17 protein-coding genes are annotated in these 20323 nt (G+C 55.6%); 8 read left to right on the forward strand and 9 right to left on the reverse strand.

Annotated elements, in window-relative coordinates; all coding sequences use genetic code 11:
* The first annotated feature begins 140 nt into the window (after nucleotides 1-140).
* Nucleotides 141-1346, forward strand: coding sequence for a MalY/PatB family protein (locus JFL75_RS19665; RefSeq protein ID WP_215628375.1), 1206 nt, complete (start codon nucleotides 141-143; stop codon nucleotides 1344-1346).
* A 24-nt stretch (nucleotides 1347-1370) separates the two neighbouring features.
* Here the strand turns inward: JFL75_RS19665 and JFL75_RS19670 are convergent, their stop codons facing one another.
* Nucleotides 1371-2729: a CBS domain-containing protein gene (locus JFL75_RS19670; RefSeq protein ID WP_215628376.1), complete on the reverse strand. Its 1359-nt coding sequence runs from the start codon at nucleotides 2727-2729 to the stop codon at nucleotides 1371-1373.
* Between the two features lie 108 nt (nucleotides 2730-2837).
* Nucleotides 2838-3563, reverse strand: coding sequence for a tRNA threonylcarbamoyladenosine dehydratase (locus JFL75_RS19675; protein WP_215628377.1), 726 nt, complete (start codon nucleotides 3561-3563; stop codon nucleotides 2838-2840).
* A gap of 406 nt (nucleotides 3564-3969) precedes the next feature.
* Here JFL75_RS19675 and JFL75_RS19680 point away from each other — a divergent pair, with 406 nt between their 5' ends.
* A complete protein-coding gene (locus JFL75_RS19680; RefSeq protein ID WP_215628378.1) occupies nucleotides 3970-4848 on the forward strand; it encodes an alpha/beta fold hydrolase in 879 nt (292 codons plus the stop codon).
* Between the two features lie 24 nt (nucleotides 4849-4872).
* Here JFL75_RS19680 and JFL75_RS19685 read toward each other — a convergent pair whose 3' ends face one another.
* Complete coding sequence (locus tag JFL75_RS19685; protein WP_215628379.1) at nucleotides 4873-5613, reverse strand: phosphatase; 741 nt, start codon at nucleotides 5611-5613, stop codon at nucleotides 4873-4875.
* Nucleotides 5614-5799: 186 nt separating this feature from the next.
* On the opposite strand from JFL75_RS19685, the gene JFL75_RS19690 reads away from it, so the two are divergent.
* Nucleotides 5800-6771, forward strand: a complete 972-nt coding sequence (locus JFL75_RS19690) for a carbohydrate kinase family protein (RefSeq protein WP_215628380.1) — start codon at nucleotides 5800-5802, stop codon at nucleotides 6769-6771.
* Nucleotides 6772-6775: 4 nt separating this feature from the next.
* Complete coding sequence (gene aroC, locus JFL75_RS19695) at nucleotides 6776-7909, forward strand: chorismate synthase (protein ID WP_215628381.1); 1134 nt, start codon at nucleotides 6776-6778, stop codon at nucleotides 7907-7909.
* 32 nt (nucleotides 7910-7941) lie between these two features.
* Here aroC and JFL75_RS19700 read toward each other — a convergent pair whose 3' ends face one another.
* The 6 genes from JFL75_RS19700 to JFL75_RS19725 form a co-directional block, all read right to left on the reverse strand.
* Nucleotides 7942-8328, reverse strand: coding sequence for a DUF6941 family protein (locus JFL75_RS19700; protein WP_215628382.1), 387 nt, complete (start codon nucleotides 8326-8328; stop codon nucleotides 7942-7944).
* A gap of 133 nt (nucleotides 8329-8461) precedes the next feature.
* On the reverse strand, nucleotides 8462-10459 hold the full coding sequence (locus JFL75_RS19705; protein WP_215628383.1) for an ATP-binding protein: 1998 nt from the start codon (nucleotides 10457-10459) through the stop codon (nucleotides 8462-8464).
* A gap of 1 nt (nucleotide 10460) precedes the next feature.
* The gene (locus JFL75_RS19710) at nucleotides 10461-10937 is read right to left on the reverse strand and encodes a chemotaxis protein CheX (protein WP_215628384.1); all 477 of its coding nucleotides are present in this window, start codon (nucleotides 10935-10937) and stop codon (nucleotides 10461-10463) included.
* Nucleotides 10938-11092: 155 nt separating this feature from the next.
* On the reverse strand, nucleotides 11093-11461 hold the full coding sequence (locus JFL75_RS19715) for a response regulator (RefSeq protein ID WP_215628385.1): 369 nt from the start codon (nucleotides 11459-11461) through the stop codon (nucleotides 11093-11095).
* Between the two features lie 127 nt (nucleotides 11462-11588).
* Complete coding sequence (locus tag JFL75_RS19720) at nucleotides 11589-12593, reverse strand: sensor domain-containing diguanylate cyclase (protein ID WP_215628386.1); 1005 nt, start codon at nucleotides 12591-12593, stop codon at nucleotides 11589-11591.
* A 12-nt stretch (nucleotides 12594-12605) separates the two neighbouring features.
* On the reverse strand, nucleotides 12606-13130 hold the full coding sequence (locus JFL75_RS19725) for a V4R domain-containing protein (RefSeq protein WP_215628387.1): 525 nt from the start codon (nucleotides 13128-13130) through the stop codon (nucleotides 12606-12608).
* 427 nt (nucleotides 13131-13557) lie between these two features.
* Between JFL75_RS19725 and dnaE the strand changes: the two genes are divergently transcribed.
* The 4 genes from dnaE (at nucleotide 13558) to recG (ending at nucleotide 20234) form a co-directional block, all read left to right on the forward strand.
* Nucleotides 13558-16980, forward strand: coding sequence for a DNA polymerase III subunit alpha (gene dnaE / locus JFL75_RS19730; RefSeq protein ID WP_215628388.1), 3423 nt, complete (start codon nucleotides 13558-13560; stop codon nucleotides 16978-16980).
* Between the two features lie 196 nt (nucleotides 16981-17176).
* Nucleotides 17177-17332 carry a hypothetical protein gene (locus JFL75_RS19735; RefSeq protein WP_215628389.1) on the forward strand — a complete coding sequence of 52 codons (156 nt, stop codon included), beginning with the start codon at nucleotides 17177-17179 and terminating at the stop codon, nucleotides 17330-17332.
* Nucleotides 17333-17534: 202 nt separating this feature from the next.
* A complete protein-coding gene (locus tag JFL75_RS19740; RefSeq protein ID WP_215628390.1) occupies nucleotides 17535-18122 on the forward strand; it encodes a YggT family protein in 588 nt (195 codons plus the stop codon).
* Nucleotides 18123-18128: 6 nt separating this feature from the next.
* Nucleotides 18129-20234, forward strand: a complete 2106-nt coding sequence (gene recG, locus JFL75_RS19745) for an ATP-dependent DNA helicase RecG (RefSeq protein ID WP_215628391.1) — start codon at nucleotides 18129-18131, stop codon at nucleotides 20232-20234.
* Nucleotides 20235-20323: the final 89 nt, after the last annotated feature.

The raw sequence follows: 20323 nt of genomic DNA on the forward strand, positions 1-20323 counted from the left end.
TGAAGTCAAATTTGCGGAAAATACCCTGGCTATATTTAATTTTATATTATAAGATTTTTTTATTACTATTCCGCTGCCATTCATCCGGATTGGCCGCGGTCGGACAAATATGTATTACCAATTAACCAGGGAGGAAAGCCGTGGATTTTGACACAGTAATCAACCGCAGGGGAACGGGTTCCATAAAATGGGACAGCCTTCACGAAGCCCCGGGGAAACCCGATGTAATTCCCCTCTGGGTAGCGGATATGGATTTTGCCTCGCCCCCGGAAATGGTTACAAAGATACAGGAACGGGCGGCCCATCCCATTTATGGCTATATGGCGGATCCTCCGGGCTTTTTTGAAGCCCTCAGGGACTGGTACCGCGGCCAGTACGGTGTGGACCTGGAACCGGAGAGCCTTCTGTCCGGGCCCGGTACGGTGCCGTCCATGGGAATCCTGGTCAGGACCTTCTCGGAACCGGGGGACAGCATTCTGGTGCCGACCCCGGTATACTATCCTTTTTATACCGCCGTTGAAAGCAACGGCCGCCGGATTCTGGAGGTTCCTCTTACTTTGAACGGGAACGGCCGGCTCGAATTTTCCGCGGACCGGGTTGAGGCGGTTCTGTCCGGCGCCCGGGAAAAGGGGATCCGGGTCCCCATGCTCATGTTCTGCTCCCCCCACAATCCCGGGGGAACGGTTTGGAAAAAGGATGAACTGGAAAGTATCCTCGCCCTGGCGAAAAAATACGATATGGTTGCGGCCTGCGATGAGATCCACGGGGATTTCGTCCACACCCCCGGCGGGTTCGTCTCCATGGCGGATTTTCCGGAATTCGCGGACCGGGTAGTCGTTTTCTCCGGGGCCAACAAAACCTTCAACCTCGGGGGGCTCCATGTTTCCCACTTTGTCGCCCGGGATGAAAACCTCAGGGAACGTATCCGGGAGGGGCTTAAGGCCGCGGGCCACAGCGTGGCGAATATTTTCTCGGTAATTGCCGTGGAAAACGCCTACCGGTACGGCGCGCCCTGGCTCGCGGAACTGAAACCCTATCTGCTCGGCAATATTGACGCTGCGGTGGAAAAAATCAACCGGGAGATTCCCGGTGTCCGGGCGTACCGGCCCGAAGGAACCTATCTGATCTGGGCGGACGCTTCGGAGCTGGTTTCCGCCGCGGGATACGCTGGCGACATGGAACTCTGCGCCGCCCTGGAAGAAGAGGGCAGGGTGAAGTTCACCCAGGGAAGCCTTTTCGGCGCCGGCGGCCGGGGCTTTATCCGGATCAATACCGCCTGCCCCCGGTCTCTCCTTATGGAAGGCCTGGACCGGCTTAATGCCTGGGCTTCGGCCCGCATGGGGTAGCCGTCCCGGGAGGGGGCTGCCGTTTCAGCCCCGGCCGGAAGCGGTGACTTCCGGGGAATTGTCGTTTTTCAGGGCCCGTTCCCGGGAATTCTGGCGCTTTTTGAATTCCAGATAATCCCACCGGGTTACGATTCCGACGAGTTTGTTGTCCTCCACAATGGGAAGGTGTCCTATATGGTTGCGGTAGAAAATCCGTTCCACCTCCCGGATGCTGATGGATCCGTCGGACGCGATAACCTTGCGGGTCATATAGGCCTTTACCGGGGAGTGCATCTGTTCGGCTTTTCTTCCCTTCATAATATCCCGGAGACTCAGGAACCCCTTTAGTTCTCCCTGGCCGTTCAGCACCGGTACACCGGTGAGGTCGGCTTCTTCAAGAAAACGGGACGCTTCCATCAGGGTCATTTCCTCACGGATGGTGCGGAATTCCCGGGTCATGATGTCCCGGGCTCTGGTTGCGGGAGTCAGGGATTGTTCGAGGTACGAACAGAAGTCATCGTAGAATACCGGCCCTTCCTGGTTTTCAATCTTTGCGGAACCCGCCATCTGGTGTCCGCCGCCGCCGTATACGCTGAGCAGTTCATGGAGGTCGATCCGGATTTTCTGGCTCCTGGCGATAAGCAGGATGGTTTTCGTTTTGGCAATGCAGAAGACCGCGAAGTACGCGTCGGGATCTTCAATGTCCATGATTTTTTCGACGATCGCCGCGAGGCCGGGAATGTTTTCTTCAAGTTCCATGTAGCTCAGCAGTATGGAATGTCCCTGGATGTCCGTACGGGTTACCGTCCGGAGAAGACCGTGGAGGACCGCGATCTGTTCCTCTTCCTTTATTGTTTCCAGGAATGACTTTACCAGTTTAAGCGATGCCCCCATGTCCAGGAGATAGGCCGCTACCTCATAATCCTCCCGGCAGACATTCTCGTAGATGAGCCTTCCCGTATCGGCGTAGATTCCCGTAAGAGCAATGGTGGCTTCTTCGGGCGCGAGGGGAATCCCCCGGTCCATGGCCATTTTTCCCAGGAAGGATGTATTTGCGCCGAAGGGTTTGCCTTCAAGTCTGGCCCCCAGAATATCGCAGTTTTCCGTGGGATGGTGGTCGAAAATCAGAATTGAAGGGTCGGGATTCCGGATATGGCTGAAGTATTCCTTTACCCGGTCGGCGGTGCAGGTATCCACAATAATGACGTTTTCTATGGACTCTTCCTCAATTTCTTTGGGGTTCATGAAATCAAAGAAATCCTGGTACATGTTGTACAGGTTCCGGGCCGCGGGATGAATAAGCCGGCTTTTGACCAGCCGGTATCCGGGGTATAGTTTCTTTACCAGAATAAGGGATCCCAGACAGTCAAGATCCATATTCGTGTGGCCGAACGCAATATCCATGGCTATCTCCCGATGTATACCAATAAGATATCTTTAATATACACTTTATTTCCCCCATAACCGGCGGTTTTTCGTTCCGCAGTGTGAATTTCATGTTCCGGAGCGGGTTTATCTCGCGGTGAGATCCCGAACGACCCGGGATGCCATAATGAGGCCGGCCGCCGGAGGGACAAAGGCCGTGCTCCCGGGGGTGGTTTTTCCCGGCCTTTTTTGGTCCCCGAAGGCCGCCGCGGTCAGCGGATCCGGTTTTACCGGCGGTTCCCGGGAGTATACCACGGTGAGTTTTTCGATTCCCCGGTTTCTCAGCTCCCGCCGCATCACCCGGGCCAGAGGGCATTCGGATGTCTCATGGATATCCGCGATTTCCAGCCGCGATGGATCGAGTTTGTTCCCGGTCCCCATGGAACTGATAATGGGAATCCCCAGGTCCCGGGCCCGGAGAATGAGTTCAATCTTTGAGGAAACCGTGTCTATGGCGTCGACAATATAGGAAATACCCCGGGAAAGGAGTTCCTCTCCGGTTTCGGCGGTAAAAAACAGTTCGTGGGTTTCAACCGAAGCTTCAGGGTTGATGTCGAGGATACGGTTCTTCATGGCCGCTGTTTTGGGTATACCCAGGTTTGAGTGCAGGGCAATAATCTGCCGGTTTATATTCGACCGCTGGACCGTATCGCTGTCCACCAGGATGAAGGATCCGATCCCCGACCGGGCCAGGGCTTCCGCGGCGGCGGACCCGACCCCGCCCAGCCCGAACACAGCCACCGCCGCGTTCCGGAGCCGCTCCATGGCCTCCCTGCCGAGGATACTCTCGGTACGGATAAAAGATTCGTCCATACAATAAGCATAGCAAATTGCCGCTGTCCCTGTCACGGCACCCGCGGTATGCATGATCCGGCAATGCAGCCGGTCCCGGTTCCGTTACCAAGAACCCGAAGAGAGGGTAGCGTAAGACTTGCCGGCTGGGGCGGCACGTCTTTTTGAAGTTTTGCGGAGCAAAACTCCACACAAAATGCGGCAAGGCTGGAGCGAGGGGTCGTGTCCTTCGGAAACGCGCAGCCCGCCATGGAAAGGCCGCACCGAGCCGGTTGAGCCGGAAAGTACCCGGGCCGTAATGGTAAACCCGGGTGCTTTCCGGCTTTGAAGACGCGGTGCTCCCCCTTCGATGCTTGCGGTCCCGCCTTTGGGCGTATACAATGCGGATATGGATACCAGCAATTCCCCGGAAAACCGGAACGTTTACATGAAGCCTTGGCCGGACCTGGAGCGATACGCCCGGTCTGTGGAACTTTCCTCCGGCGGGGATACGCTTTTTCTGTACGATACGGGCTCCGGCCCGGCGGGCGCTCCGGCGGTGGTGATGGTCCACGGTCTGGGGGACGAAGCCGATTCCTGGCGCCACATTATTCCGCTGGTGGCGCCATGGCACCGGGTGATTGCCCTGGATCTGCCGGGATTCGGCCGGTCGAAAATCCGGGGCCCGAGCACGCTGAAAAAACACGCCGCCGCGGTACGGACGGCGGCCGGTTTGTTCGAAGGGCCCGGGGTGCTGGCGGGCAGTTCCATGGGGGCGGTGATCGCCGAAACGGCGGCTTTTGCGGATCCGGTAAAATTTCCTGGTACGGTGCTTTTTGACGGATGCTTTCCCGCATCGTCGGGACTGCCGGCTGGGCTTGGTTTAATGGCTCTGCCGGCGCTGGGAAAAAAATGGTACCGGGCCTTCCGGAGTGATCCTGACGCGGCGTACCGTTCTCTGGAACCGTACTACCGGGATTTGTCCGCCCTGCCGGAAGCGGACCGGACGTTCCTGCGGGAGCGTGTCATGGACCGGGTGGAAAGCCGCCTCCAGGAGCGGGGATACTTTTCGTCCCTGCGGAGCCTCATCGGAACGTACCTGTTTTCGGGTCCCCGGTACGGGAAGTTTGCGGCCTCGTATCCCGGAAAAATGCTGCTTCTCTGGGGGGAGGATGACCGCGTAATGCCCCGGGATGCTTCCGGGAAGCTGCGGGAAATCCGGCCCGATGCCGGGTTTGAGCTCATCCCGAACGCGGGTCATCTGCCCCAGCAGGATAATCCCGCTGCCGCGGCGGAAAAAATTCTCGGATTTATCCGCCGGCTGTGATCATTCTTCCCGTGCCGGCGGATTTTAGGGATTGTCCTTGATGTACTGTTCTTTGGCGGTTCTCCTCTGGGCTATAAAGTCCCTGAAGGATTCCACTGAACTGTTGATGAGCCGGTCCGGGCTTGCCCCGGCTTCCTTTAGCAGAAGTTTTGCTTTGGTAAAGTTTCCCACGTCTTCCCAGTAATGGGCGTCGCTGCCGCAGCACAGGTACACGCCCTTTTCCGCGCAGAGCCTGGCAATGGCCCGGCAGTTTTCCTCGCTCCCGGGCCGCACCCGGAATGTAGCGTTGTTGATTTCCAGGGCTTTTCCGTGGTCGGCGGCGGCCTGCACCACCGCTTCAATATCAATGGGATAGATCCTGTTCCCCGGATGGGAAATGGCGTCCACAAAGGGATTAGCCAGGGCCGCAGCCATTGCCCGGGTATTTTCTTCCCGGCTCCGGGGGGCAAAACAGATTTCGTGGAAACCGGCCATTACAAAGTCGAGCTCCATGATGTATTTCTGGCCGAGATCGATGGCCCCTTCCAGGTCCATGATGTTTGCTTCTATGCCTTTGAAAAAGAGAACCCCGTTTATTTTTTCCGGCAGAATTCTGAGGTTGCCGAAATGGTACGCGTGGGTACCTCCGGGAAGAGATGGGCCGTGATCGGTGAGTACAAAACCGGCAAGCCCCCGCTTGCGGGCGCCCCGGGCAAGATCATCCACCGTGGAATAGGCGTGGCCCGAAGAAATTGAATGGGTATGGGTATCGATTCGTATGTTCATGTATGGTTCTATCATCTACAAAAGGGAAACTTTTGTCTATATAGGAAAAATATCTATTTAAGCAAAAATAGGCACGATACCCGTATTATTAATAACATGACAGGACCCGCGGACCCGGTAAACACGGGTTCTTTCCGGCTTGAAAGACCCTGTGCTCCCCCGGTATTATGAACCAGGAGAAATGGTATGATTTTAGGCTGCGGCGAAGCGCTCATCGATATGATCCCCGGGATATCTTCCGGAGGGGAACCGGCTTTCTTACCCTGTCCCGGGGGAAGTCCCTACAATACGGCCATAGCCGCCGGCCGCCTGGGGGTACCTGTTTCGTTCCTGGGCAGATTTTCAACGGATTTCTTCGGCGAGACACTGATTAAGCGCCTCGCGGAGAACCATGTAGGAACCGGTTTAATAACCCGTTCAGACCAGACATCCACCCTGGCTTTCGTTAAACTGGAACAGGGCCAGGAACCCCGGTATATTTTCTATACTGAAGGATCCGCGGACCGGTCCTTTTCGGCGGTTGATCTGCCGGCGGTTCTGCCACCGGAGGTGACCTGCATTTACTTCGGTTCCATCGCCATGACCATGGAACCCGTGGCAAGTACTATAGAAAATTTTATCCTGGAACAGTCCCGCAGGACCGGCAGCGGCGCGCCGGTTATTTCCCTTGATCCCAATATACGGCCCTTTATGATCCGTGACCGGGAAGCCTTTGTCCGGCGTTTCGAAACCTGGGCAGCCGCGGCAACGATCGCCAAAATATCGGAAGCCGATTTTGAATTTATATATCCGGGCTTGGGCCTTGATAAATCCATGGAAAAGATGCTCAGCCTCGGGGTCCGCATCGCCGTAACGACCCTGGGACCGGAGGGCGCCATGGCTCTTATCCGGCGGGAAGACGGGTCGGTTTCCCGGGTGAGCGCCCCGGTGGTGGATCTTGAAGTAATCGATACCATCGGCGCGGGGGATACCTTCCACGGCAGTTTTCTTGCCTGGCTCGAGATACAGGGGAAAATGAACCGTCCGGCCCTGGCCGCGCTGAGCGACGGTGAACTCAGGGACGCCCTGTTTTTCGCCAATAAGGCCGCGTCCCTGGTCTGTTCCCGGCGGGGCGCGGAACCGCCGACACTTACCGAAATCGAAGCCCTCAAGGTATAGGTTTATGGCGGGCAATACCTTCGGAACACTGTTCACGGCAACCACCTTCGGCGAATCCCATGGCCCCGCTTTGGGCTGTGTCGTGGACGGCTGCCCCGCGGGACTTCCCCTCGATCAGGAAGATATTGAACGGGAACTGCGCCGGCGGCGGCCCGGCGGCGGCGGTGCCGGAACGACACGGCGGGAAGCGGATACCCCCGAGATACTCTCCGGCGTATACGGCGGGAAAACCCTGGGAACGCCCATTGCCGTGCTAGTCCGGAATACCAGTCAGAAATCCGCCGATTACGAAAACCTCAAGGATACCTACCGGCCGGGCCACGCGGACTGGCCCTGGGAAGCGAAATACGGCTTCCGGGATCACCGCGGCGGCGGCAGAAGCTCCGGCCGGGAGACCCTGGGCAGGGTGGCCGCCGGCGCCGTGGCAAAGGCTTTGCTCCGGCAGTACAATGTATCCGTTTTCGCCTGGACCTCCTCCGCCGGAGGTATCCATGCCCCCGGTCCCGGAGACCCCCGGTTTGACCGGGCTGAGGCCGAGAACAATCCCCTCCGGATTCCCCATGGAGAATCCGCGGCCCGGGCCGCGGAGGCTATAGCCGCGCTCCGGGAAAGCGGTGATTCCGCGGGCGGAACGGTTTCCTGTATGATTGAGGGCCTTTCCCCGGGACTGGGTATGCCGGTATTCGGCAAACTCGACGGGCTGCTCGCGGGGGCCATGCTTTCCATCGGCGCCGCCAAGGGGATCGAGTTCGGCGCGGGGTTCTCCGCCGCTTCAGGAAAGGGCTCTGACCAGAATGACGGGATTGTGCCTCCCGGGACGGACGGCTCCGTGCCGGCCGCCGGAGGTTCCGGCCTTCCCCCGGATGTGCCCGGGGCGGCTTTTATTTCCAACCGCGCCGGCGGGATTCTTGGGGGGCTTTCCACAGGAGCTCCGGTTGAATTTACCGTGGCGTTTAAACCGATTCCGTCAATATCGCTGCCCCAGAAAACCATCACCCGCGGCGGCGCTCCCGCGGATATTGCTGTGGGCGGCAGACACGATGTATGCGTCTGTCCCCGGGCGGTTCCCGTGGTGGAAGCCATGGCGGCCCTGGTCCTGGCGGATCTTATCCTTATTTCCCGCAGCGACAGACTGTAGTTAATCCCGCCTGTCCGCGGAGAGCCCTTCCTTCAGCCTTTCCGTACGTAGAGCGGAATGGACGTCAGTTCTCTGTCATCGATATACAGCACAAAATTGACCACACCGTTGTTTCTGAATTTGAGATTGGAAATTGAAAAAACCAGGTGGGACACCGCGCTGGCGTTGCCCACGCCTTTGACGTCTATGGTTCCCGTCACCGGTTCAATGCTCGCTTCTCCGTCCAGGTCCCTGGTCTCTATCCTGAAGGTATGGTTGCCGAATTCCCAGATATCGAAGCGCATGCGGATTACAATGGACAGAAGGGGATGGACGCAGGGGAAATCCCGGGCAATGATCGTGTCAAAGGTTCCTACAATGGTGAGTTTTCCCCCGTTTTCCTGGGCAAAATCGCACAGAGTAAATACTTCCGTTTTCATCGGTTCTCCTCCCATTGGGGTCGATACTGAGGAATCCGGCCTGTCCTGCCCCGGGAACCGCGCGGAATAGTTGTCCCAGGGGCGGACAGTGTCCATACCCCTGGGTCACGGATAGCCTCCGGAGCCGTCAGCGCTAGGAAGCTATGGAATCGGATTCTTTGCGCTCCAGGGGAATATAAATATTAAAGGCCGTACCTTTCCCGTTTTCCGACTGGAGTTTTATGGAGCCGTTTACACCCCTGACCCGCTCACGGACAAGGTTGAGCCCGATTCCGCGGCCGGCATGCATGCTGGCCGTGCCCTCGGTGCTGAATCCCGGAGAAAAGATAGTTTTAAGCAGGAAGTTTTTGTCCTGTTTCTGATCCGTGTTTTTGATCAGATTCAATTCTTCGGCTTTTTTCCGTATTTTGCTGAAATCCAGGCCTTTGCCGTCGTCCTTAAGCTTTATATGGATGGTTCCTTCTTTTTCCTTTATGGAAAGCTGGATGATGCCTTCTTCTTTTTTGCCGCAGCTGACCCGCTCATCGGGGGACTCTATGCCGTGGCTCACGGCGTTCCGGACGAGCTGGGTGAGGACCTCCTTCATCACCCGCCGGGGCCCGTTTTCGATGGCGTTGAGGTCGATGTGGCTGATTTCGAGTTTTACCTTTTTGCCCAGGTCCTGGGACGCTTTGTCGGCAACCTTCTGCAGGGACTGCAGGAGTACGTATTCATCCTGGTTCTTCCGGTCGGAGGTCCTGAAGGACCGGATCCTGGCCAGAATATCCTTAAAGCCGTCGGTGGTCTTCATGATTGCTTCCAGCTCCACCGTAATGTGCAGGATATCCTCAAAGGTAATTTCATCCTTTTCCCGGAGTTCCTTGAGTTCCGATTCGAATTCATGGAGGGAGGTGCTGAAATTTTCCAGACCCAGGATAACCGCGTTGGATTTGACCGCGTGGATGGACTGGTACAGTTCGATAACCGCGTCCCGGGTGCTTACTTCCCGGTTCCGCAGAATTTCGTTGACCCGGTTGAATTCAAAATCCGTATCCTCCAGGAAGTCATTGAAAACCCGGGGCTCGATCTGGATCACCTCGAAGAGGGCTTTCATTTCTTCCTGGCGTTTGTTTTCCTCTTCCGAAAGCTGGCGCTGGAGGGCCACCTCATGGGTGATATCCTGGACCGTCCCCAGAATGAATACTTCCCCGTTTTCCCGGTCAACGGCGCTGAAGGTACAGCGCAGGGTTTTCTCGTCCCCGGTTTCGGTGCTGAAGTAGGAAAACTCGTGGAGGGGATTGATATCCTCCAGCATCTGGTTATCAAAGGAGCGTTCGAAAACCATGGTGAAATAATCCATGAGGGTATCCTGTTCCCGCTGCTTCAGGGACGCCATGAGCAGTTCCATAAAGCTCCTGTCCTGCAGTCCGGTTACGGCCATGACGTTTTCCATAGCCTTTGAATACTGTCCCTGGATGATATATTCCCGGTTCATGAAAAAGATACCGACCTTAAGGTTGTCCTTCATGGCGGTAATCTCATCCCGTTCGACCTTAACAATCCTGTTGAGGCGTTCCGCCACCCGGTCCTTGGTAAGGCGGGTCTGTTCAAAAACAATGGTACAGAGAACGACCATCAGATACACCGCGGAAATACGGAATGCCGCCGAAATATCGTAGGGAAAGGCTGCCAGGCCCGGAACGAATACGATGGCGGTGACCGCCGCGAACTGGACGGCGCACATGGCGAGTCCGATCCGCAGTCCCAATGCGAATATGGTAAAAATCGGGAAGACGTAAATCCAGAGACCGCCGAAACCCTGGATCCCTCCGTCGGCGACCAGGAACGTAAAAAGCGCCATGGCCGAAAGAATGGTGAGGAACGCGGGATAGATATACGGAACCCTGGTCCGGAGAATAAAGAATCCGGTCATGGCGTATACCGCTACCAGCAGGTCTATGGCGCCCTGGAAAATTTCCCCGTCAAGGATAACTCCGATACCGAAAACCACCAGCATTATGGAGCCGATCAGCAGGGATGCGTTGAGGAGTATGTACCGTACAATCTCCGCGGGCATTCCGTCTTCTTCATTTTCGATGGGTTTGCCGCTGGTAAGAATATTCAGAAAGATATTTTTTGCGCTGGAAGCCATGTTACGCCCCTTTGACGGATTCTATGGCCACGGAAAGGCAGAACGTCTCTCCGTCAAGGACGGTAAAAGGAATGCAGATAATCCTGGCCTGGTCATTGGGCCATTTTATGGTATGATTTTTTCCCTTTACAATGGTCGGCAGGGAGATGACCAGCCGGAAGGCTTCTTCCAGCCCCCGTTTCGCGTTGCCGGCGATAATATTGATAATTTCTCCGATGGCGTCGATCACCTCGTCGTCTATGTCCGTATGGGTCGAGCCGGTGAGCATATCCGTAAGTTTCGCCGCGAGTTCTTTTTTCATGGAAATAACCACCGCCCCCCGGGCTTCGCCGGTCAGGCCGATGATGGCTGAAATATCCCAGTCGTGGATATCTTCCTTATCAACAAAATAGGGCCGGTCGGCGACCAGGTCAACGCCAATAAATTCCTTGAAAACATTTTTGCAAACATCAACAAAGGGCTGTATATATTTTTCCATAACGTATGAGCTCCTGTAATTCGCACGTGGGTTTATTACCCCGCCCTTCAGGGCGTTTTTCGGTAAGTACAGATTGTTTTTGGGGTAGTAAACCCACATACAATCCATACCTTGCAGAACCAACATATCCCGTCCTTCAGGGAGGGGTTGTTGATTTATAAAGAAATTTTTGACAGCTTTTCCGTAAAAATCTTTTCGTTTACGGGCTTAATAATATAATCGGTGGCGCCGTTCTTCAGGGCTTCTATCACATTATACCGGGCGGCTTCACTGGTGACCATAATTATGGGCATATCCTTGTATTCATCCATGCTTCTGACCTTCTTCAGGAATTCCAGACCGGATAATTCCGGCATGTTCCAGTCCAGCAGTACAAGGTGGATTTTCTGGCTTTCCAGCTGCTTCAATGCTTCCCGGCCGTTGGCTGCTTCCACGTACTGACAGGGAATGCGCATTGCCGAAAAGGTGTTCTTTACGATATTCCGCATAATTCGGGAATCATCTACTACCAGAATCGTCTTCATTCTTGGGGTGTCCTCCTAATGTGTGAAAATAATGTAAAAGACGTAAAAATTATAACTTTATGTTATTAAAACAATATATCCCCGTTTTTCCATGTTTCAGGAAAAATTCGGAAAGAAATGAAAAAAATTAAATATCGCCGGGTATATCCGCCTCGGCCAGACAGACCACCTGGTTGCGGCCCGCGGCTTTTGCCCGGTACAGGGCGATATCGGCGGTGTTGATGAGACTCTGGATATAGTTTTTATCCCCCGGGTCCTGGCCTTTGCGGGTCATGGTGACCCCGAAGCTCGCGGTGATGGTGGTGTTTCCGCTCTCAAGCTTAACCGGGCTCGAGGCAATGACCTCCCGGATGCGTTCAACAATGCGGCAGCTTGTTTCCAGATCCGCGTTGGAGAACAGGAAGATAAATTCCTCCCCCCCGTAGCGGCCCATAAAATCGCTTTTCCGGAGGACATGGGACACCAGTTCGACCACATGCTGCAGCGCCGCATCGCCCCCCAGGTGCCCGTGGGTGTCGTTGAACATCTTGAAGTGATCAATATCCATCAGGGCGATGGAGCAGGGGATGGAATGGCCGGCGGCGGATTTCAGTTCCATCATGGCCCGTTCCATAAAGGACCGCCGGTTCAGGGCTCCGGTGAGAGGGTCGTGGCTGGCAAGGTATTTGAAGCGGGTTTCACTTTCCTGGAGGGCCTCCATGGCGGAATTGCGGAGGTCCACTTCGTTGCGCAGATTATCCGTTAATACCACCAGGGTTTCTTCCTTCCGCTGCAGGGTCTGGAGGGTGTTTTCCAGCTGGGAAACCATGCTGTTAAAGGCCGAGGAGAATTCCCCGAGAAATTCCACCCGCTGGTTGAAATCCCCCCGTTCAACCTGCTGCACCTGCCACACCATGTGGCGGAGATGGGCCTGGAGGGACTTCATACATCCCGCGAGAAAGCCCCTGGTCTTTATGGTCGGGGATAGGTCTCCGGTAGAAAATGCGAAAAGAATGGTTCTGATTTCCGCGAGCTGCTTGTGCAGATCCGCCATACCCGGTATGGCGGCAATGGTTTCATCCATCTCCGGCACGGAAGCGTCGTTGATGAGTTTTTTTATATGCTCAAGAGCGTCGGACCCTTGTGTATCCATGGTAAAAAGGACCTATGCTTTTCCTTTGGCTTCGAAACGGCAGGTTCTGGAGCCGGTGCACCAGCAGTCGATCTCCCGGACATCGAAATTCCTCCCGCTGAAGGATTCCAGGACACCCTGGATAAAGCCTTCGTCATACACGCAGATAACATCCGAAGTATCGGGAAGCCCCGAACAGTCGAGATCTTCGTCCACGGTAAAGATGAAGTGGGCGTTTTCCGGTTCCGATGTTTCCACCCGGAAAATCCCCATGCCTAATGTATTGAAGGATTCCCGCAGTTTAATGGCCAGTTCTCCCACATCCTTGGCGTCGCTGAGGAATTTGTCAAAAAACGACCGTCCCGCCAGGGCGCCGGCTTCCCGGAAAAGATTGTCCGCGGTTTCCGTGCCGTAGTGCTGTTCCAGGACATCCCGGAGGGTAAACTGGAACAGTCGGTATACCTCAATGCGGGTATTGGGACCGAGACTCGGCCGGGCTACCTGCATATCCGCGCCGATGGTTTTTTCCCAGGAAAATTCATATTTTCTTTCAGCCATACTAAGCCTCCATAATCTGAATTTAATATGTACGGTAGATACCTCTATAGTTTACAATATACCATATTTCTTCTTTATTAATAAAGGATATCCCAAGGAACCTGCCTTATTCGTGGCGTTCACAGCATGCTTCTGTGCCGCTGCTGGGATATACTGCGGATGTCCTGCCTAAGCCGGAAAATACATACCTAACGGTAGGTAAAATAAGGTATCACAGGAATAGAGTATAAGCTTCCTCTTATCTCCGGAACCAGCAGTGGGGGTAGTGGAGAAGCGTTTGTGTCACTCCGTGACACAAACCTTCGAAGCGCAGGGGGAGCAGCCCTCTCTAAGGGGCAGCACCGAGCCGGGTGCTTTCCGGCTTGAAAGAACCGGTGCTCCCCCTCATAATCTTGCGGCGTTTCGGATTTGCCACTACTATACAGGTATGGGAGATTTCGTACACCTTCACGTCCATTCGGATTATTCATTGCTTGACGGAGCCGCATCGGTTAAAGCCCTGGCCGAGAAGGCCGCATCCCTGGGTATGAAGCATCTGGCCATTACCGACCACGGCAATATGTTCGGGGTCCTCAAATTCCAGGAGGAATGCGAAAAAGCCGGGGTCCATGCCATTATCGGGAGCGAATTCTACATGGCCCCGGGATCGCGGTTCGAAAAAGCCGGCTCCGAATACCGGAACAAGTATTACCACCTGGTGCTGCTGGCGGCTTCCGGGGAAGGGTACCGCAATCTGATGAAGCTGTCTTCCTATTCTTATACGGAAGGTTTCTACCATAAACCGCGCATTGATGAGGAGCTTCTGGTCAAATATTCCGGCGGGCTCATCTGTCTCTCGGCGTGTATTGCCGGGGAAATCCCGCAGCTCATCCTCGAAAACAAGATCGATGATGCGGAAAAACGGGCCCGGTGGTTCCTGGACCTCTTCGGGGAAGGCAATTTCTACCTGGAACTCCAGGATCACGGCATCGCGGAGCAGAAAAAGATCAATCCCATCCTGGCCGAAATTGCCCGGCGTACGGGCATTCCCCTGGTGGCCACCAACGACATCCATTACCTGGAACGGGAAGATTCGGTGGCCCAGGACATCCTCCTGTGTATTTCCACCAACCGGAAGCGGAACGAGGAAAAGCGCATGCGCTTTGAGGGGGACCAGTTTTATTTTAAAACCGCCGAGGAAATGGCGGCCCTGTTCCCGGAGTACCCCGAAGCCATCAGCAATTCCGTCCGCATCGCAGAGCGCTGCGTCACCGAGATTCCCAAACCCGGCCCCCTGCTGCCGGACTTTGATATCCCCGAGGGATTTTCCGATGCCGACGAATATATGCGGTACCTTACCATGGAAGGCCTCAAGGTCCGGTACTCCGATATAACCGGCGAAATCCGGGAGCGGGCGGAATACGAACTGGATATCATTATCAAAATGGGGTTTACCGGGTACTTTCTTATTGTGGCGGACTTCATCAACTGGGCGAAATCCCAGGATATTCCCGTCGGTCCCGGCCGCGGCTCCGGCGCCGGTTCCATTGTCGCCTACGCCCTGCGTATCACCGACATCGAACCCCTCAAATACAACCTCCTGTTCGAGCGGTTCCTCAACCCCGAACGTATCTCCATGCCGGACTTTGACGTGGACTTCTGCTACGAACGCCGGGGCGAGGTAATCGATTACGTAACGAATAAATACGGCAAGAACCGGGTGGGGCAGATTATCACCTTCGGGACCCTCAAGGCCAGGGCGGTCATCAAGGACGTTGCCCGGGCGCTGGATATCAGCCTGGACGAGGCCAATATGATCGCCAAGCTGATCCCCGAAGATCCCAAGATGACCCTGGAAAAGGCCTTTGCCCAGGAATCCCGGCTTAAGGAACTGGAGGAGAACCCCAAATACGCCGAGCTCTTCGCCATCGCGCGGAAGCTGGAAAATAAAAACCGCCACAGTTCCCTCCACGCTGCGGGAATCGTCATCGGCAAAACCGATCTCACCGATTACGTGCCTCTGTACCGGGACTCCAAAACCGGCACCGTGGCGACCCAGTTTACCATGGACCAGCTTGAGGACTGCGGCCTGGTTAAAATGGACTTCCTGGGGCTCAAGACCCTGACCCTGATCAAGAATACCGAAAAGCTCGTCAAAAAGCGGGGCGGTGAATTGGCTTCATTCAATTCCGATGCTATCCCGGAAGGTGACGGTATTACGTACCGGATGCTGGGAGAGGGCAAGAGTACCTGTGTATTCCAGTTTGAATCCCAGGGTATGCAGAATATCCTTAAGCAGGCGAAGCCCAATAAAATTGAGGACCTCATAGCCCTCAACGCCCTGTACCGTCCGGGCCCCATGGCGTATATTCCCCAGTTTGTCGAATCCAAATGGGGCCGCCAGGCGATTGTGTATCCCGACAAGACCCTGGAGGCCATCCTCCAGGAAACCTACGGGGTAATTGTGTACCAGGAACAGGTCATGCAGGTTGCCCAGATAATCGCCGGGTACAGCCTGGGACAGGCCGACCTTCTCCGCCGGGCCATGGGGAAAAAGAAAGCCGAGGTCATGATCAAGGAGAAGTCCCGGTTTATTGAGGGTTCCAAAGAAAAGGGATTTTCTGAAAAAGACGCGGACCGGATATTCGAGATACTGGTTCCGTTTGCGGGATACGGTTTCAACAAGAGCCACGCCGCGGCGTATTCCATGGTGGCTTACCATACGGCGTTCCTCAAGGCGAATTTCCCCGCGGAGTTCATGGCGGCCAACCTTACCAATGAGATCACCAGCACGGACAAGCTGCCGGAATATATTGATGAAGTCCGGAAAATGGATATTCCCATCGATCCTCCGGATGTCAACCGTTCGGACCGGTATTTTACCGTGGTAGACGGCCGGATCGTATACGGGCTGCTGGGTATCAAGGGTCTGGGGGACGCTTCGGCGGAGGAAATCGTAGCCTGCCGGAAGGAAGGCCCTTATACGGATTTTATGGATTTCCTGGAACGGGTGGATATCAAAACCGTGGGCAAAAAGGTCATCGAACTGCTGATTAAAACCGGCGCCTTTGACCAGTTCGGCGTGTCCCGGGCTACCCTCGCGGGCAATCTGGAACGGGCGGTTGAATACGCCCAGAACAAAAAGGCCGACAAGAAATTCGGTCAGTCGAGTCTTTTTGAGGATACCGGCGAAAAGGAATATCCGGATTTTGAATTTGAGGAATTTCCCGAATGGGAGCGGAATGAGCAGCTCAGCATCGAAAAAGAACTTATCGGTTTTTACTTTTCCGGCCATCCTATGGATGAGTACCGCGCCTTCTGGGAACGGGCCGTGTCCCTCGATCTTGCACACCTGGAGCGGTCCTCTACGGACAGGGACTACACCCTGGTGGGCATCATCAAATCCCTGCGGCCGTACCAGACTAAAAAAGGCCGGTGGATGGGATTTGGTTCCCTGGGGGATTACAACGGCGATATTGACCTGACTTTTTTTCCGGATACCTGGGAAAAATGCCGGGACAAGCTCGCGGTGGACCGGATTATCGCCATCAAGGGAAAGGTGGACCTCTCCCGGGACCGGCCCAGTTTCCTGGTGGATGCCCTTCTGGATATGGAGCAGCTGGCGGAAAAGTCCTACCGGGAAGTCCATATCCGGCTGGATCAGGCCGCGGCGGAACGGGAGGAAGGCCTCTATCCGCTGCGGGACCATTTATTTGAGAATTCCGGTCCCTGTTCCGTATTTATCCACGTCCCGGTTTCCGGCGGGGAAGGGGTGGTGCGGACGGCTACCCAGATCACCGCCAGCGCGGAAAGTTCAAACCTCGAAGCCCTTACCCTCTGCGCCGGCGTCGCCGAAGTGTGGCGGGAGTAAACCGGGACATCTGCGTATCCGTTTTCCCGGCAACGAAGTATGGCGGAGCGAGTCCGGGGGTCCTGTCACATGAAAAAAATCCCGCGGAGCGGTATTTCTTTTCAGGTGACACCCCGCGCTGCCGGTTAGCCACCATGCTTCGTTGCCGCTGTACTGTGTAAACGCAGGTATCCTGGCAGGTCAGGGGGCTGGGTTAATGGAGAATGGGGATGGATATGGGGTGCCGGTTACCACACTGCCTCGGGAAGCGTTTGCCCATACCCAGTACCCCAAACGGCAGGGAACCCGCAGTATTGTCTGGAGCATAGGCCCCGCAGCATGGTGCGAACTGGTATCATGGGGTGTCAGATGAAAAGAAATACCCCCTTGGGGTGTTTTTTTCATCTGACAGGACCCCATGAACAGTATCTCCATGCTGCGGGGCTGAGAAATAGTTATACTGCGGGTACCCTGTTATCTAGACGATTGCCGGTAAAAATTGTTATGTTGTAAAGGTGGACGCGGTTGCCGGTCCATGAATACCTGCCGTCGGCCTGTGCCGTTAGGAGGATGCCATGCGGTTCATCATGAATTTATTAGGAAGCCTCACCAGTATCTACATGATTCTGATTTTTATCAGGGTTCTGCTCAGCTGGTTCAGCGGGGCTTCGTACGGAAGAGTCTATGAGATTCTGGCCCGGATAACTGATCCCTACCTTAACTGGTTCCGCCGTTTTCCGGCTCTCCGTACGGGAACATTCGATTTTTCTCCCATCGTGGCGCTGGCGGTGCTTTCCCTGCTGAACAATATTTTTCTTACTGCGGCTGTGTACGGCAGAATAAGCCTTGGAATTATCCTCGCTTTGGTGCTTTCCGCTCTGTGGTCCGCGGTTTCGTTTATTCTAAGTTTCTGTATCATAATCCTGGTTATCCGCCTCATCGCGTACCTTACCAACAGAAATATCTATTCCACCTTCTGGCGGATTATCGACAGCCTTTCCCAGCCTATCCTATACCGGATTAACCGGCTTATCTTCAGGGACAGGATAACGAATTACAAGACCGGTATAATCACCGCCGTTGTGGTTCTTTTGGTCGTACGGATCGGCCTGGAATTTGTTATCCGCCTGGCCGCCGGACTTCTGGTCCGGCTCCCTATCTGACCGCCGGTGTTTCTCCGGGAACTCAGTACATCCGTAGACCATATCCGGGGAGCGGGGCCCGCCGCAGTGCGGACCCTGGCCCAATCCGGGATCACCAGCATCGCGGGCCTTCTGTGCCGGTATCCCCGGGACTGGGAAGACCGGAGCATCGAGGTGCCCCTGAAGGATTTCGGCAGTTACCCCGCGGTCTGCACCGTGGTTACCGTCCTTGCCCACGACTGGTTCGGATTCGGCCGCATGCGGACCCTCAAGGTTTATGTGGAAGACGATACTGCCCGGGCGGTCCTGGTCTGCTTTAACCGGCCGTTCCTCGAAAAACAGCTCATTGTGGGCCGGCGGTACCGGCTCTGGGGCCGTTTTTTCTACAAATACGGGGAAATCCAGTCCACCGCTTTTGAGGTGGAAGCCCTGGACGGCGATGACGCGGGTGAACGGGCCGGCACCGGCGGGAAAAGCAGTTTCGGGAAAATTCTGCCGATTTATCCGCTGAGCGCCGGACTCAGCCAGGGCCTGCTCCGCCGCCTGGTGCGCAGCGCCCTGGATCAGTACGGCGCGCCGCTGGAGGATGAACTCCCCGGTGAAATAACCGCCAAGGAAGGGCTTCTTTCAAAGGCCGCCGCCCTCAGGGCTATTCATTTTCCTCAAACCCTGGGGGAACTGGAAAAGGCAAAGAATACCCTGATTTACGAGGAACTTTTTTATCTTGAAATCATGGTGGGCCGCCGGGCCCTGGAGCGGAGAGACCGGGACACCCGGGAACAGACAGCGGTCAGCTCCGGGGATGAACCGAGTCTCCTCCAGAAACGCCTCCTTGAACGCCTTCCCTTTAAACTGACCTCTGGCCAGCTGGACGCGGTCCTGGAAATAAACCGGGATATGGACGGGCCGTATCCCATGGCCCGGCTTCTCCAGGGTGACGTGGGGTCGGGAAAAACCCTGGTCGCCTTTATGGCGGCCCTCAGAGCCGTGGAACAGGGCCGGCAGGCGGCGGTGATGGCCCCCACGGAACTGCTCGCCCGGCAGCACGCGGAGAACGCCGCCCGGCTCCTGGAACCCCTGGGCTGCCGCATCGCTTTTCTAACGGGAAACCTCAGAGCCTCCGGCCGTTCCCATCTGCTCAAAGCCCTGGCCGCGGGGGACATCGATATTGCCGTGGGTACCCACGCGCTGTTTTCGAAGGATGTGGAATACCGGGACCTCCGGCTGGTGGTGGTCGATGAGCAGCACCGCTTTGGTGTGGTCCAGCGGTCTTCTATCATGGCCAAGGGGGACCGGCCGGATCTTCTTATGATGAGCGCGACCCCGATCCCCCGGACCCTGGCGCTGACGGTTTTCGGTGATCTCGATGTTTCGGTGATCCGTGACATGCCCCCGGGCAGGAAACCCGTAAAAACCCACCTGGCAAAACAATCCAACGAAGGCAAGGTGTACGAATTTGTCGGGAAAGAACTCGCCCAGGGACGGCAGGCGTATTTCGTGTATCCCCTTATTGAGATGGATGAAAATAAGGACCTCAAGGACGCCCAGTCCATGGCGGACCGTCTGGGCCGGGAGATCTTTCCCCGGTATCCCGCGGCCCTGATCCACTCAAAACTCGATGAGGAAGAAAAGCGGAAAACCATGGAAGCCTTCAGGAACGGGGAAATTAAAATCCTGGTGGCCACCAGCGTGGTCGAAGTGGGGGTGGATGTCCCCAACGCGAGCTGCATGGTAATTGAGCATGCCGAACGGTTCGGCTTATCCGCGCTGCACCAGCTCCGGGGCAGGGTAGGCCGCGGGGATGCCCAGTCCTACTGTTTCCTGGTGTATTCCGATGACCTGAGTGAGGACGGCAAAACCCGGCTTATGGTCATGCTGGAAAATTCCGACGGTTTTGTAATCGCCGAAGAGGACCTCAAACTCCGGGGCCCGGGGCAGATCGCCGGTATTGAACAGTCGGGATACCTTTCCCTGGGCATCGCTGATCCTGTGCGGGACGCCGAAGCCCTGGCCCGTGCCCGTGGCGATGCATTCACGGTTCTGGAAAAAGATCCCGGCTTCCTCGATCCGGACCACCGGGTTATCGCCCGGGTCCTCGAAAAAGCCCCGCCGTTTTCCGGGGTTACCCTGTAAAGTTTTTATACAACATATCCGCAAAGTTATATATTCTAGAAAACAATTATTTCCTTTAATTTCTTGATATTGACAAGAATATAGATTCG

This window comes from Breznakiella homolactica (assembly GCF_016616095.2).
GTDB lineage: Bacteria > Spirochaetota > Spirochaetia > Treponematales > Breznakiellaceae > Breznakiella > Breznakiella homolactica.

Excerpts from the sequence above, each read along its gene's own strand:
- JFL75_RS19670 (WP_215628376.1), bottom strand. The coding sequence starts at position 2,729 with ATGGATATTGCGTTCGGCCACACGAATATGGATCTTGACTGTCTGGGA.
- JFL75_RS19675 (WP_215628377.1), bottom strand. The coding sequence starts at position 3,563 with ATGGACGAATCTTTTATCCGTACCGAGAGTATCCTCGGCAGGGAGGCC.
- JFL75_RS19680 (WP_215628378.1), top strand. The coding sequence starts at position 3,970 with ATGAAGCCTTGGCCGGACCTGGAGCGATACGCCCGGTCTGTGGAACTT.
- JFL75_RS19685 (WP_215628379.1), bottom strand. The coding sequence starts at position 5,613 with ATGAACATACGAATCGATACCCATACCCATTCAATTTCTTCGGGCCAC.
- JFL75_RS19690 (WP_215628380.1), top strand. The coding sequence starts at position 5,800 with ATGATTTTAGGCTGCGGCGAAGCGCTCATCGATATGATCCCCGGGATA.
- aroC (WP_215628381.1), top strand. The coding sequence starts at position 6,776 with ATGGCGGGCAATACCTTCGGAACACTGTTCACGGCAACCACCTTCGGC.
- JFL75_RS19700 (WP_215628382.1), bottom strand. The coding sequence starts at position 8,328 with ATGAAAACGGAAGTATTTACTCTGTGCGATTTTGCCCAGGAAAACGGG.
- JFL75_RS19705 (WP_215628383.1), bottom strand. The coding sequence starts at position 10,459 with ATGGCTTCCAGCGCAAAAAATATCTTTCTGAATATTCTTACCAGCGGC.
- JFL75_RS19710 (WP_215628384.1), bottom strand. The coding sequence starts at position 10,937 with ATGGAAAAATATATACAGCCCTTTGTTGATGTTTGCAAAAATGTTTTC.
- JFL75_RS19715 (WP_215628385.1), bottom strand. The coding sequence starts at position 11,461 with ATGAAGACGATTCTGGTAGTAGATGATTCCCGAATTATGCGGAATATC.
- JFL75_RS19720 (WP_215628386.1), bottom strand. The coding sequence starts at position 12,593 with ATGGATACACAAGGGTCCGACGCTCTTGAGCATATAAAAAAACTCATC.
- JFL75_RS19725 (WP_215628387.1), bottom strand. The coding sequence starts at position 13,130 with ATGGCTGAAAGAAAATATGAATTTTCCTGGGAAAAAACCATCGGCGCG.
- dnaE (WP_215628388.1), top strand. The coding sequence starts at position 13,558 with ATGGGAGATTTCGTACACCTTCACGTCCATTCGGATTATTCATTGCTT.
- JFL75_RS19735 (WP_215628389.1), top strand. The coding sequence starts at position 17,177 with ATGGAGAATGGGGATGGATATGGGGTGCCGGTTACCACACTGCCTCGG.
- JFL75_RS19740 (WP_215628390.1), top strand. The coding sequence starts at position 17,535 with ATGCGGTTCATCATGAATTTATTAGGAAGCCTCACCAGTATCTACATG.